Genomic DNA, 13,098 nt, shown 5'->3' with positions numbered 1-13,098 from the left:
CGTTGGCAGAAGTGGAATTTCGTGATGTCACCCGCCGGTTTGCCGGAGGAGTACTCGCACTCAAGGGACTGAATCTGACGGTGTCCGACGGTGAATTTCTGATCCTCGTCGGCCCCTCCGGGTGCGGTAAGAGCACCGCGCTGCGGATGCTGGCAGGACTCGACAAGCCGACATCCGGGGAAATCCGGATCGGCGGCACCGTCGTCAACGACCTCGGGCCCGGTCAACGCGACATCGCGATGGTGTTCCAGAACTATGCGCTCTACCCGCACATGTCCGTCTATCGCAACCTTGCGTATGGCCTGCGGCAGCGGCGGACCCCGCGTCCTGAGATCGAGCGCCGGGTCCGCGAAACCGCTGAGTTACTGCAGATCACCGAACTTCTGGACCGCAAGCCCGGCCAACTCTCGGGTGGACAGCGCCAACGGGTGGCCATGGGCCGCGCGCTGGTCCGCGAACCGCAGGCGTTCTTGCTCGACGAGCCGTTGTCGAATCTGGATGCCAAGCTGCGCAACCAGGTGCGCGGCGATCTCAAACGCCTGCACCGCGAGGTCCCGGTCACCTCGATCTACGTGACCCATGACCAAGTGGAGGCGATGACGCTCGGGGACCGGCTGTGTGTGATGTCCGACGGTGAAGTGCAACAGATCGGCACCACCGACGACATCTACAACCGCCCGGCCAACACGTTCGTGGCCGCATTCATGGGCAGCCCGCCGATGAACCTGATCCCCGCCACCATCCGCGCAGGCATGTTGCATGTTGGCGGCGCCGCGGTGACAGCGGCTCGTTGCGCGGACGGCCCGGTGATCGTCGGGGCGCGCCCGGAGCATCTGCAGCTGAACGTCCACTGCGGCGAGGGCACGGTGCCTGCCCGCGTCGACTTCGTCGAACCGCTCGGCAGCCATGTGTTGGTGACTGCCCTCGTGGGCGTCGGCGATGCGCAGACGCGGGTCATCGTCCAGGCGCCTGCGGACACCTCGTTGGTCTCGGGCACGCCGATCGGCCTGGTGTTGCCGCCCGAACGGACCTACTTCTTCGACGCCGAGACCGGTGACGCCCGACGCGAGCGCGAGCGGATCGCTGTTTGAGGCACACCTCCGACGTGGTCGCGCGCGGTGTTTTCGGGGGTGTCGACGCCGTTTGGCCGTCGAACCCATGACTTGACTGTGTGATCCCGCGTAACCTGTTGGCGCGCGGGCATGTCGAGAGTCATCGATCGGGGCGGGAGCTGATGCGGCACTACTACACCGCTGATGCGATCCGAGCCGCCGAGGCTCCGCTGCTGGCATCGTTGCCCGACGGCGCGCTGATGCGCCGTGCCGCCTACGGATTGGCGACGGCCATCGCGCGCGAGTTGCTCGCCCGCACCGGAGGGGTCGCCGGCCGCCGAGTGTGCGCCGTGGTCGGTTCCGGCGACAACGGCGGTGACGCCCTGTGGGCCGCGACGTTCCTGCGTCGTCGGGGCGCAGCGGCCGACGCGGTTCTGCTCAACGCGGACCGCACCCACCCGGCAGCGCTGGCCGCATTCCGCGCCGCCGGCGGCCGCGTGGTGCAAACCGTCTCCGCGGCAACGGATCTGGTGATCGACGGGGTGGTCGGCATCTCGGGCCGTGGTGCGCTGCGGCCGGCCGCCGCCGAGGTGTTCGCGGCGAATGCCGCACCGGTGGTCGCCGTCGACATCCCCAGCGGCATCGATGTGCAGACCGGGGCGACCGACGGCCCGCATGTGAAGGCCGCGCTCACCGTGACCTTCGGCGGGCTGAAACCCGTACACGCACTGGCCGATTGCGGACGCGTCGAACTCGTCGACATCGGCCTGGATCTGCCCGCCACGGACGTGCTCGGACTCGACGCCGACGACGTCAGAGCGTTGTGGCCGGTCCCCGGCCCCGACGATGACAAGTACACGCAGGGCGTGACGGGCCTGCTGTCCGGCTCGGCAACCTATCCCGGGGCGGCGGTGCTGAGCGTCGGGGCTGCGGTGGCCGCGACCTCCGGAATGGTGCGCTACGCGGGAAGCGCTGCACAGCAGGTGCTTTCCCACTGGCCAGAAGTGATCGCCGCGGCAAGCCCCCAGGAAGCCGGGCGCGTGCAGGCCTGGGTGGCGGGCCCCGGCATGGGCACCGACGACGACGCGAAGGCCGCACTGCGGTTCGCCCTCGACACCGACCTGCCGGTACTGGTCGACGCCGACGGGCTCACGCTGCTGTCCAAAGACCCCGGTCTGCTGACGGGGCGTAGTGCCGCGACCGTGCTGACCCCGCACGCGGGCGAGTACCAGCGCCTGGCCGGGGAACCCGTGGGCGATGATCGCGTCGGCGCGGCCCGCAGACTCGCCGACCGCCTCGGCGCCACCGTTCTGCTCAAGGGCAACGTCACCGTCATCGCCGGCGCCGACGGCACCACCTACCTCAATCCGGCCGGCCAATCCTGGGCCGCCACCGCCGGTTCGGGCGACGTGCTCTCCGGCGTCATCGGCTCCCTGCTGGCGGCCGGGCTGCCGCCCGCACAGGCCGCCGCCGCCGGGGCGTTCGTGCATGCCCGTGCGGCCAACCTCTCCGCGGCCGACCCCGGTCCGCGACCGGCACCCACATCGGCGTCGGCCATCCTCGCTCACATCCGCACCGCGATCGCGTCGTTGTAACCGGAAGGAACACCATGTCCCGCAAGCATTCCCACGCCCAGGTCGCCCCGGCCTACACTGGACGACTGGACATGGCGCCGGTCCCGGCGCTGCGCCTGCCCGACGACGCGATGGAACCCGCTGCGGCCTACCGGTTCATCCACGACGAGCTGATGCTCGACGGCAGCTCACGGCTGAACCTGGCGACCTTCGTCACCACCTGGATGGACGACGAGGCCGGAAAGCTGATGGCGGAGACGTTCGACAAGAACATGATCGACAAGGACGAGTACCCGGCGACCGCGGCCATCGAGACTCGGTGCGTGAACATGGTCGCCGACCTCTTCCATGCCGAAGACCTGCGCGACGACGACCCGGCGAGTGCCACCGGGGTGTCCACGATCGGATCCAGTGAGGCCGTCATGCTGGCGGGCCTGGCCCTGAAGTGGCGCTGGCGCGAAAAGGTGGGCGACGGGTGGAAGGGCCGGACCCCCAATCTGGTGATGGGGTCCAACGTCCAGGTGGTGTGGGAGAAGTTCTGCCGCTACTTCGACGTGGAACCCCGATATCTGCCGATGGCGCAGGGCCGCTACGTCATCACCCCAGAACAGGTGCTGGGCGCGGTCGACGAGGACACCATCGGCGTCGTGGGCATCTTGGGCACCACGTTCACCGGTGAGCTCGAACCCATCGCCGAGATCTGCGCGGCGCTGGACGAGCTGGCGGCCGGCGGGGGTGTCGATGTCCCGGTGCACGTCGACGCCGCCAGCGGTGGCTTCGTGGTGCCGTTCCTGCACCCCGACCTGCAGTGGGACTTCCGGCTGCCCCGGGTGGTGTCGATCAACGTCAGCGGGCACAAGTACGGGCTGACCTACCCGGGCATCGGATTCGTGGTGTGGCGCAGCAAAGACCACCTGCCCGAAGACCTGGTGTTCCGGGTGAACTACCTCGGCGGCGACATGCCGACGTTCACCCTGAATTTCTCCCGGCCAGGCAACCAGGTGGTGGGCCAGTACTACAACTTCCTGCGCCTGGGCCGGGCCGGATACACCCAGGTCATGCAGTGCCTGTCACAGACCGCGCGCTGGCTGGGCGACGAGCTGCGGGCCAGCGAGCACTTCGAGATCATCTCCGACGGATCGGCCATCCCGGTGATCAGCTTCCGGCTCAGCGGCGAACCCGGGTACACCGAGTTCGACGTGTCGCAGGCGCTGCGCGCGTTCGGCTGGCAGGTGCCCGCCTACACCATGCCCGACGACGCATCCGACGTCGTCGTGCTGCGGATCGTGGTCCGGGAGGGTTTCTCGGCCGACCTGGCCCGGGCCCTCAAAGAGGACATGATCACGGCCCTGGGCCACCTTGACGAGCTCAAGCCGGGTGGTTTCTTCGACCGCGTGCAGCCCTTCACGCACTGACCGCGCCCGCTCCCATGTGGGGCCGCTCGCCGTTTCTGGGACAATGGCGGGCGGTGATTATGACGATGCAGACGACTGAACTCACGACCCCCCTGACCCCGCACACCACGCCGCAGGCAGTGGTGGATCTCGGCGCCGTCGAGCACAACGTAGGCGTGTTGCGCGAGCTGGCCGGGCCGGCGCAGGTGATGGCGGTGGTCAAGGCCGACGGCTACGGGCACGGGGCCGCTCAGGTCGGCCGCGCCGCGCTTGCCGCCGGGGCCGCCGAACTCGGCGTCGCCACGGTCGGCGAGGCACTGGCGCTGCGCGCCGCCGGCATCACGGCGCCGGTGCTGGCGTGGCTGCACACTCCAGGCACCGACTTCGCCCCGGCCGTCGCGGCCGATGTCCAGGTCGCGGTGTCGTCGGTGCGCCAACTCGACGAGGTGCTCGCGGCGGTCGCTCAGGTCGGTCACCCCGCCACCGTGACGGTGAAGGTTGACACCGGGCTCAGCCGCAACGGGGTGGGTCCCGCCGACTATCCCGCGATGCTCACCGCACTGCACCGCGCACACACCGACGGTGCGATCCGGGTGCGCGGGATCATGAGCCACCTGGCGCACGGCGACGTACCCGAGCACCCGTTCAACGACCTGCAGGCACAGCGGTTGACCGAGATGCGCGACCAGGCCCGCGAGCACGGTGTGCCGGTCGAGATCGCCCATCTGAGCAACTCACCGGCCGCGCTGACCCGGCCGGACCTGGCGTTCGACATGGTGCGGCCCGGCGTCGCGGTCTACGGCTTGAACCCCGTCCCGGACCGCGGAGATGTGGGCCTTCGGCCCGCGATGACACTGAAATGCCCAGTGACACTGGTGCGTTCGGTCCGAGCGGGGGACGGGGTGTCCTACGGTCACATGTGGGTCGCCGACCGTGACACCACCCTGGCGCTGCTGCCGCTCGGTTATGCCGACGGTGTCTACCGGGCCCTCAGTGGCCGGATCGATGTGCTGATCAAGGGCAAACTGCGGCGCGCCGTCGGGCGGGTCTGCATGGACCAGTTCGTCGTCGACCTCGGGCCGGATGCGTCCGATGTCACCGAGGGCGACGACGCGATCCTGTTCGGGCCCGGTACCCAGGGCGAATCCACCGCGCAGGACTGGGCTGATCTGCTCGACACCATCCACTACGAGATCGTCACCAGCCCGCGCGGCCGGGTCGTCCGCAGCTACGTTTCGGGCGAGAGCCATTGAGCGAACGCGCCTCCGATGAGCATCATCACCGGGCCCGCTGGCTGGCGGGCGCAGCGGGGCTGACCGCGGTCGGCACCGTCGCCGGTGCCTCGGTGGCGCGGTCGCTGGGGCGTCGGGTCCTCAAAGACGACCCGTACGCCGGTGAGAATTTCCGCCTTCTCGACGCCGACCGCAGCTCGGTCGTCACCACCGCGGACGGGGTGCCGCTCGCGGTGCGGGAGGTCGGGCCGCTCGACGCGCCGCTGACCGTGGTGTTCGCGCACGGGTTCTGTCTTCAGATGGGCGCCTTCCACTTTCAGCGGGCCCGGTTGGCCGAACAGTGGGGCCCGCAGGTGCGCATGGTGTTCTACGACCAGCGTGGCCACGGCCAGTCGGGAACATCGGACCCCGACACCTACACCGTCGAGCAGCTCGGTCAAGACCTGGAATCCGTACTGGCGGTGACGGTTCCGCGCGGGCCGGTGGTATTGGTCGGCCATTCGATGGGTGGCATGACGGTGTTGTCGCATGCCCGGCAGTTCCCCAAGCGCTACCCGTCGCGGGTGGTCGGTGCCGCGCTGATCGCTTCGGCAGCCGAAGGGGTGACGCGGTCGCCGCTCGGCGAGATCCTGCGTAACCCGGCGCTGGAGGCCGTGCGGTTCGCCGCGCGATACGCCCCGAAGACCGTGCATCGCACGCGTGGTGCCGCGCGGTCGGTCATCGGTCCGATCCTGCGTGCCGCGTCCTACGGTGACGAGAAGATCAGCCCGAGCGTGGTGGAGTTCTCCGAGCAGATGATGCACAGCACGCCGATCGCCACGCTGGTGGAGTTCCTGCATGCACTCGAGGTGCACGACGAGTCCGCGGCGCTCCCCGTGCTCGCCCGGGTGCCCACCTTGATCGCGTGCGGCGACCGGGACCTGCTCACCCCGATGGAATACTCAGAGGCCATGGCCGCGCAGCTCCCCAAATCCGAGTTGGTGATCGTCGGGGGTGCGGGCCACCTGGTTCAACTGGAGGAGCCCGAGGTGATCGACGACGCATTGGTCGGCCTGGTCCAGCGGGCCACCCCGTCCAAACTGGTCACGCTGTCGCGGCGGGTGCGTGACCGGGTCCGGCCCCATGACTGAGCGCACCGCGGGTACCGCGCAACCGTCCACCGCCGACGACACCATCGCCCTCGGCGCGACGCTGGGCGCCGGCCTGCGCGCCGGGGATGTCGTGGTGCTGTCCGGGCCGTTGGGTGCCGGAAAGACGGTGCTGGCCAAGGGGATTGCCCAGGCGATGGATGTCGAGGGGCCTGTGGTGTCGCCGACCTTCGTACTGGCCCGGGTGCACCGGGCCCGCCAGGCCGACCGGCCCGCGATGATCCACGTCGACATGTACCGGCTGCTCGACCATGCCGGCGCCGACCTGCTCGGTGAACTCGACGCGCTGGACCTCGACACCGATCTCGAAGATGCCGTCGTGGTGGTCGAGTGGGGCGAGGGTCTGGCCGAGCGATTGTCCGATCACCATCTCGACATCCGGATCGACCGTGATCCCGACAGTGAGGTCCGCACCGTGACCTGGCAGTGGAACGCGCCATGAATCTGCTGACGATCGACACCGCCACCCCTGCGGTCAGCGCCGGGGTGGTCCGCCGTGCCGACGACGGAGCCGTGACGACGCTGGCAGAACGCGTCACCGTCGACCCCCGAGCACACGCCGAGCAACTCACCCCCAATGTGCTCGGTGCGCTGAGCGACGCTGGGCTGACGGTGGCCGACCTTGACGGAGTCGTCGTCGGTTGCGGTCCCGGCCCGTTCACCGGTCTGCGGGTCGGCATGGCCAGCGCCGCGGCGTTCGGGCATGCCCTCGCTGTCCCGGTGTACGGCGTCTGCAGCCTCGATGCCATCGGGGTCCGCACCTCAGGTGAGGTCCTTGTGGTCACCGACGCCCGTCGCCGCGAGGTGTACTGGGCGCGCTATCGCGACGGGCTGCGGGTGGACGGCCCGGCCGTCAACGCACCCGCCGACGTACCGGAAGGGGCGGAGCAGGTGGCCGGATCGCCGGAGCACGCGGCGTTGTTCGCCCTGCCGCGCCTGGATCCGGTGTACCCGACGCCCGACGGCCTCGTCGCGGCGGTGGGGGACTGGACCCAACCGGCGCCGCTGATTCCGCTGTACCTGCGGCGGCCTGATGCCAAACCGTCTGTGGCGGTGCGGAAATGACCATCACGTACGACGCCCTGACCAAGGCCGACGCGGACCGCTGCGCGGAACTGGAATCCCAGTTGTTCCCCGGGGACGACCCCTGGCCGGCACGGGCGTTCCTCGCCGAGCTGGCCGCCAAGCACAACCATTACATCGCTGCGCGCAGCGAGGGACGCCTGGTCGGCTATGCCGGGATCTCCCGCCTGGGCCGGGTCCGCCCTTACGAGTACGAAGTGCACACCATCGGTGTCGATCCCGACTTCCAAGGTCAGGGCATCGGCCGTCGGCTACTGGACGGCATGCTCGAATTCGCCGCGGGGGGAGTGGTTTTCCTGGAGGTGCGCACCGACAACGTGCCGGCGATCAAGCTCTACGAGAGCGTCGGATTCGTCAATATCGGTCTGCGCAAACGGTATTACCGGGCCAGTGGCGCCGACGCCTACACCATGCAACGCCTTCCTGCGGGGAGCCCATCATGATCATCCTGGCCATCGAAAGTTCGTGTGACGAAACCGGAGTCGGCATCGCAGAACTCGCTGACGACGGAACCATCACGCTGCTTGCCGACGAAGTCGCCTCCAGCGTCGACGAGCACGCCCGGTTCGGTGGCGTCGTCCCCGAGATCGCGTCGCGCGCCCACCTCGAGGCGCTCGGCCCGACCATGCGACGCGCCCTCGACACCGCGGGCATCGAGCGCCCCGACGTTGTCGCCGCCACCATCGGTCCCGGACTGGCCGGGGCGCTGCTGGTCGGCGTGGCGGCCGCCAAGGCCTACGCGGCAGGTTGGAACGTACCGTTCTATGCGGTCAACCATCTCGGCGGGCACCTGGCGGCCGACGTCTACGACCACGGGCCGCTGCCGGAGAGCGTCGGGCTGCTGGTCTCCGGCGGACACACGCACCTGCTGCATGTCCGGTCGCTGGGGGAGCCGATCGTCGAACTGGGCAGCACCGTCGACGACGCAGCCGGTGAGGCCTACGACAAGGTGGCCCGGCTGCTCGGGCTCGGCTATCCCGGCGGCAAGGTGCTCGACGACCTCGCCCGCACCGGCAACCGCGACGCCATCGTCTTCCCGCGGGGGATGACCGGGCCGCGCGACGACCCGTACGTGTTCAGCTTCTCGGGCCTGAAGACCGCGGTGGCGCGGTACTGGGAGAAGGAGGCGGCGCATGCCGATGAGATCAAGGCCGACATCGCCGCCGGGTTCCAGGAGGCGGTCGCCGATGTGTTGACGCGTAAGGCCGTGCGCGCGGCCACCGACCTCGGCGTCTCCACACTGTTGATCGCCGGCGGGGTGGCCGCGAACTCGCGGTTGCGGGAACTGGCCGAAGAGCGTTGTGCTGCAGCAGGTTTGATTCTGCGTGTGCCGCGCCCGCGGTTGTGCACCGACAACGGCGCGATGATCGCGTCGTTCGCCGCGCATCTGATCGCCGCCGGGGCCCGGCCCTCACCGCTAGATGCCGCGAGCGATCCCGGACTGCCCGTGGTGCGGGGGCAGGTGGCATGAGCCCGGCAGACAAGCTGGAGATCACCGAGCTGCTCTACCGCTATGCCGAACTCATCGACGCCGGTGACTTCGACGGTGTCGGGCAACTGCTCGCCAGGGCCACGTTCGGTGGCACCGCATCGCCGGCCACGTCAGGCGCCGAGAACATCGCGAAACTCTTCGCCACGACCACCCGCCGGTATCCCGAACACGGCAACACTCCGCGGACCCGGCACCTTGTGCTCAACCCGATCGTCGAGATCGACGGCGGGCAGGCAACGGCGCGATCGACTTTCGTCGTGATCCAGAACGTTCCCGGGGGCTCGGTGACGCTACCTCTGCAACCCATCGTGGTGGGGCGCTACTTCGATGCGTTCGCCCGCGACGACCACGGCTGGCGCTTCACCGAGCGAAAGGTCGACGTGGAGATGGTCGGGGACGTGTCAGCGCATCTGATGATCGATCCGAGCGCCTATCAGAGGTGATCGCGGGCCCCGTTCACCTGCCCCGTGTTCGCCGTGGACGAACAGGCCGCCGAATAGTCACGGTCCAACCTTGAGTGCTAGCACTCGCATGTATAGAGTGCTAGGTGGCACGCGGCCAACCCCAGCGCCGGCACCCGCGACGACGGAGCGAGGGCACGGACGTATGCCACGAACACCTGTTAAACGGCATCTGGGGATCCCCCCGGATCCACACCCCGACAAGTGGAGGGCTTCCATCGTGGCAGTCAACATCAAGCCACTCGAGGACAAGATCCTCGTTCAGGCCAACGAGGCCGAGACCACGACCGCTTCCGGTCTGGTCATCCCTGACACCGCCAAGGAAAAGCCGCAGGAAGGCACCGTCGTCGCAGTTGGCCCCGGCCGCTGGGATGAGGACGGCGAGAAGCGGATCCCCCTGGACGTTGCCGAGGGCGACACCGTCATCTACAGCAAGTACGGCGGCACCGAGATCAAGTACAACGGCGAGGAGTACCTGATCCTGTCGGCCCGCGACGTGCTGGCTGTCGTCTCCAAGTAAAAGCACTCGTGTCCCGCCCCGGAGATCCCCGTACGCGTACGGGCGATGTCCGGGGCGGTATGCGTGATAAGGAAAGACATCTATGAGCAAGCAGATTGAGTTCAACGAAACTGCGCGGCGTGCCATGGAGGCCGGTGTCGACAAGCTCGCCGACGCCGTCAAGGTGACCCTGGGCCCGCGCGGCCGAAATGTGGTGCTCGCCAAGGCGTTCGGTGGACCGCAGGTCACCAACGACGGTGTCACCATCGCCCGCGAGATCGACCTGGAAGACGCATTCGAGAACCTCGGTGCCCAGCTGGTCAAGTCCGTCGCCACCAAGACCAACGACGTCGCCGGTGACGGCACCACCACCGCGACCGTGCTGGCGCAGGCTCTGGTCAAGGCCGGGCTGCGCAACGTCGCCGCCGGTGCCAACCCCATCGCACTCGGTTCCGGCATCAGCAAGGCCGCCGACGCGGTCTCGGAGGCCCTGCTGGCCGCCGCCAAGCCGGTGTCCGACAAGACCGCCATCGCACAGGTCGCCACAGTCTCCTCGCGTGACGAGCAGATCGGCGAGCTGGTCGGCGAGGCCATGACCAAGGTCGGCCACGACGGCGTGGTGACCGTCGAGGAGTCCTCGACGCTCAACACCGAGCTGGAGATCACCGAAGGCGTCGGCTTCGACAAGGGCTTCATCTCGGCCTACTTCGTCACCGACTTCGACCTGCAGGAAGCAGTGCTCGAGGACGCCGTGGTGCTGCTGCACCGCGACAAGATCAGCTCGCTGCCCGACCTCCTGCCGCTGCTGGAGAAGGTCGCCGAGGCAGGCAAGCCGCTGCTGATCGTGGCCGAGGACGTCGAAGGTGAAGCGCTGTCGACCCTGGTCGTCAACGCCATCCGCAAGACCCTCAAGGCCGTCGCGGTCAAGGCGCCGTTCTTCGGTGACCGTCGCAAGGCGTTCCTGGAGGACCTCGCCATCGTCACCGGCGCCCAGGTGATCAACCCCGACGTGGGCCTGGTGCTGCGCGAGGCCGGTCTGGACGTGCTGGGTTCGGCGCGACGCGTCGTGGTCAGCAAGGACAGCACCGTGATCGTCGACGGCGGCGGCTCCAAGGACGCCGTGGCCGATCGGGTCAAGCAGCTCAAGTCCGAGATCGAGACCACCGACTCCGACTGGGACCGCGAGAAGCTGCAGGAGCGGCTGGCCAAGCTGGCCGGCGGCGTCGCGGTCATCAAGGTCGGCGCGGCCACCGAGACCGACCTCAAGAAGCGCAAGGAAGCGGTCGAGGACGCCGTCGCGGCAGCCAAGGCCGCGGTCGAAGAGGGCATCGTCACCGGTGGTGGCGCCGCACTCGTGCAGGCTCGCGCCGCTCTCGACAAGCTGCGCGGCGAGGTCAAGGGCGACGAGGCCATCGGTGTCGAGGTGTTCTCGTCGGCACTGTCGGCCCCGCTGTACTGGATCGCCACCAACGCCGGCCTCGACGGCTCGGTCGTGGTGAACAAGGTCAGCGAATTGGGCAACGGGCAGGGCTTCAACGCCGCGACGCTGGCCTACGGCGACCTGGTCGCCGAGGGCATCGTCGACCCGGCCAAGGTGACCCGCTCGGCAGTCCTCAACGCCGCATCGGTGGCCCGGATGATCCTGACCACCGAAACCGCCGTCGTGGACAAGCCCGCCGAAGAGGCCGATCACGGCCACGGCCATCACGGGCACGCCCACTAGATCAGGCACTATTACGGAGCACCCCCGGTCCTGAGACCGGGGGTGTTTTGCGTCTGGGGCCGAGAATGCGGCTTGGTACGACTGAGCGTCGGCAGCTCTACATAGACGCCGGTCTGCGGTGGGTGCTGGTCCGCAAGGGCGAACGTAGCTACTTCGATCGGTCTCAACTCCGGCGGCCCCGACGTGGATGGCACGACAAAGAACCGGGAGTATTACCGATCTCAGCTTGGAGTCATAAGGTCGGCCCTGCGATACATTGCAACCACTAGCCGGTGTTTCCGCCGACTGTGGAGAGGGGCAGCATTGCTCATTCGATTCGTGTACCTGGACAAGCCCACTCTAGAAGGATTTGCGGCGCAAATCGACGGCGGTCTCATCGCCGAAACCAAGGTTCACCTGGTTAAGAGGCGGTCGAAGTCCGGCCAGATCACCCTCAAGTTCGTCGGCGGTAAAGCCGAAGTGGGAGATTCTGACGATCACGAATGGACCATGTCATACCCGCCCGAAGCCCAATTTCAAAGGCTTCTAGCGGTCGCTAACGATGACCCCGACACAATCGCATGGATCGACGTCGTAGACCCAAATACCGACTTCGCCTCGGCTCAGGTTGGCGAGACAATCGCCTGGGAATGTGATGTTGACATCGACCAGGGGTCGCGACTCGCGGCGCGAGGGGGCGGTGGTGTCCAGATGGTCGGGATCATGGAACTTCTCGCCTCAGCCGGACAAGTAGGGCTCAAAACGGGAGACGGGAACTTCGACGCCCAAAAGGTCCAACAGATTAAAGCGCAGACGGAAGTTGTCCGCCAACTACTCGACAGTTTGAACTTAAGTCGGATCGCCGTGGGCCGTGACTACTCGTCTACGAACTGGTCCGTCTACGGTCCGCTCTATAGCGATCACCTCCGAGTGGAGGACATCGATAATGAACGCCTTATCATCGTCGGGAAGATCAAACGAATAGTGCCATACGGCCAAACGCGCAAGCTGGTCAATAGCGAAGCAATTCAAATGATGAAGGGGATGTCAAAGTCCTCCGGCCCCGCAGATACATCGAATCCACTGAACAACGAAATTGCTGGGCCAGCATTAGAGCTGGACATAATTGCGATCTATCGCTAGTGGCGGGTAATAACGTAATCGTCGTATCTCGTTCGACGCGATCCGTTGACAAATAACGGATGACCGACGGGATGCCCTGCCGAGGTCGCAGAGTTGCTGCAAACAACGCTTGCAGCACCTCCGCGAACGCGATGGGATCAAATATCACATCGGACCCAGATGTTGGAGATACCCCGGGGAGTCGTGTTGACCTCCCGAGACAGCGGCACTGTCGGAGGGGGATCGAGAGCGGGTCGAGCCGAAGCCCGACCCGCCTCTGCCCCGGAGCCTGGACCCGGCCTTAGCTGCTACCCGGGTGTCGTTCACTCGGTCGGTACC

General features: G+C 67.6%; 13 protein-coding genes. All 13 read left to right on the top strand.

Annotation, left to right across the window (positions count from 1 at the left end; all coding sequences use genetic code 11):
• Nucleotides 1-2: 2 nt before the first annotated feature.
• Entirely contained in the window at nt 3-1,091 is a 1,089-nt protein-coding gene (locus BST13_RS14475) for an ABC transporter ATP-binding protein (RefSeq protein ID WP_083164720.1), read from the top strand.
• Between the two features lie 143 nt (nt 1,092-1,234).
• Nucleotides 1,235-2,647, top strand: a complete 1,413-nt coding sequence (locus BST13_RS14470; RefSeq protein WP_083164719.1) for an NAD(P)H-hydrate dehydratase — start codon at nt 1,235-1,237, stop codon at nt 2,645-2,647.
• Between the two features lie 14 nt (nt 2,648-2,661).
• Entirely contained in the window at nt 2,662-4,041 is a 1,380-nt protein-coding gene (gad, locus tag BST13_RS14465; RefSeq protein WP_083164718.1) for a glutamate decarboxylase, read from the top strand.
• 65 nt (nt 4,042-4,106) lie between these two features.
• Nucleotides 4,107-5,273 (top strand): alanine racemase, encoded by a 1,167-nt coding sequence (alr, locus tag BST13_RS14460; protein ID WP_083164776.1) that lies wholly within the window; start codon nt 4,107-4,109, stop codon nt 5,271-5,273.
• Nucleotides 5,270-6,382 (top strand): alpha/beta fold hydrolase, encoded by a 1,113-nt coding sequence (locus BST13_RS14455; RefSeq protein WP_083164717.1) that lies wholly within the window; start codon nt 5,270-5,272, stop codon nt 6,380-6,382. The genes alr and BST13_RS14455 overlap by 4 nt, the downstream gene beginning before the upstream one ends.
• Entirely contained in the window at nt 6,375-6,842 is a 468-nt protein-coding gene (gene tsaE, locus BST13_RS14450; protein ID WP_083164774.1) for a tRNA (adenosine(37)-N6)-threonylcarbamoyltransferase complex ATPase subunit type 1 TsaE, read from the top strand. Before BST13_RS14455 ends, tsaE begins: the two co-directional genes overlap by 8 nt.
• Complete coding sequence (tsaB, locus tag BST13_RS14445) at nt 6,839-7,465, top strand: tRNA (adenosine(37)-N6)-threonylcarbamoyltransferase complex dimerization subunit type 1 TsaB (protein WP_083164775.1); 627 nt, start codon at nt 6,839-6,841, stop codon at nt 7,463-7,465. Before tsaE ends, tsaB begins: the two co-directional genes overlap by 4 nt.
• Nucleotides 7,462-7,926: a ribosomal protein S18-alanine N-acetyltransferase gene (rimI, locus tag BST13_RS14440; protein ID WP_083164716.1), complete on the top strand. Its 465-nt coding sequence runs from the start codon at nt 7,462-7,464 to the stop codon at nt 7,924-7,926. The genes tsaB and rimI overlap by 4 nt, the downstream gene beginning before the upstream one ends.
• Nucleotides 7,923-8,954, top strand: a complete 1,032-nt coding sequence (tsaD, locus tag BST13_RS14435) for a tRNA (adenosine(37)-N6)-threonylcarbamoyltransferase complex transferase subunit TsaD (RefSeq protein WP_083164715.1) — start codon at nt 7,923-7,925, stop codon at nt 8,952-8,954. The genes rimI and tsaD overlap by 4 nt, the downstream gene beginning before the upstream one ends.
• Nucleotides 8,951-9,418, top strand: a complete 468-nt coding sequence (locus tag BST13_RS14430; RefSeq protein WP_083164714.1) for a nuclear transport factor 2 family protein — start codon at nt 8,951-8,953, stop codon at nt 9,416-9,418. Before tsaD ends, BST13_RS14430 begins: the two co-directional genes overlap by 4 nt.
• A gap of 235 nt (nt 9,419-9,653) precedes the next feature.
• On the top strand, nt 9,654-9,956 hold the full coding sequence (gene groES, locus BST13_RS14425; protein WP_029367666.1) for a co-chaperone GroES: 303 nt from the start codon (nt 9,654-9,656) through the stop codon (nt 9,954-9,956).
• An 82-nt stretch (nt 9,957-10,038) separates the two neighbouring features.
• Nucleotides 10,039-11,658 (top strand): chaperonin GroEL, encoded by a 1,620-nt coding sequence (groL, locus tag BST13_RS14420; RefSeq protein WP_083164713.1) that lies wholly within the window; start codon nt 10,039-10,041, stop codon nt 11,656-11,658.
• Nucleotides 11,659-11,976: 318 nt separating this feature from the next.
• Nucleotides 11,977-12,780, top strand: a complete 804-nt coding sequence (locus tag BST13_RS14415) for a DUF6414 family protein (RefSeq protein WP_083164712.1) — start codon at nt 11,977-11,979, stop codon at nt 12,778-12,780.
• The last annotated feature ends 318 nt before the right edge of the window (nt 12,781-13,098 follow it).

Origin of the sequence: Mycobacterium aquaticum, assembly GCF_002086485.1 — a bacterium.
Classification (GTDB): domain Bacteria; phylum Actinomycetota; class Actinomycetes; order Mycobacteriales; family Mycobacteriaceae; genus Mycobacterium; species Mycobacterium aquaticum.
This window is presented reverse-complemented; position numbering and strand designations above follow the sequence as displayed.

What these genes read in the sequence shown, in the direction of transcription:
- BST13_RS14470 (WP_083164719.1), top strand. Translation starts at nt 1,235, where the DNA reads ATGCGGCACTACTACACCGCTGATGCGATCCGAGCCGCCGAGGCTCCG.
- gad (WP_083164718.1), top strand. Translation starts at nt 2,662, where the DNA reads ATGTCCCGCAAGCATTCCCACGCCCAGGTCGCCCCGGCCTACACTGGA.
- alr (WP_083164776.1), top strand. Translation starts at nt 4,107, where the DNA reads ATGCAGACGACTGAACTCACGACCCCCCTGACCCCGCACACCACGCCG.
- tsaE (WP_083164774.1), top strand. Translation starts at nt 6,375, where the DNA reads ATGACTGAGCGCACCGCGGGTACCGCGCAACCGTCCACCGCCGACGAC.
- tsaB (WP_083164775.1), top strand. Translation starts at nt 6,839, where the DNA reads ATGAATCTGCTGACGATCGACACCGCCACCCCTGCGGTCAGCGCCGGG.
- rimI (WP_083164716.1), top strand. Translation starts at nt 7,462, where the DNA reads ATGACCATCACGTACGACGCCCTGACCAAGGCCGACGCGGACCGCTGC.
- tsaD (WP_083164715.1), top strand. Translation starts at nt 7,923, where the DNA reads ATGATCATCCTGGCCATCGAAAGTTCGTGTGACGAAACCGGAGTCGGC.
- BST13_RS14430 (WP_083164714.1), top strand. Translation starts at nt 8,951, where the DNA reads ATGAGCCCGGCAGACAAGCTGGAGATCACCGAGCTGCTCTACCGCTAT.
- groL (WP_083164713.1), top strand. Translation starts at nt 10,039, where the DNA reads ATGAGCAAGCAGATTGAGTTCAACGAAACTGCGCGGCGTGCCATGGAG.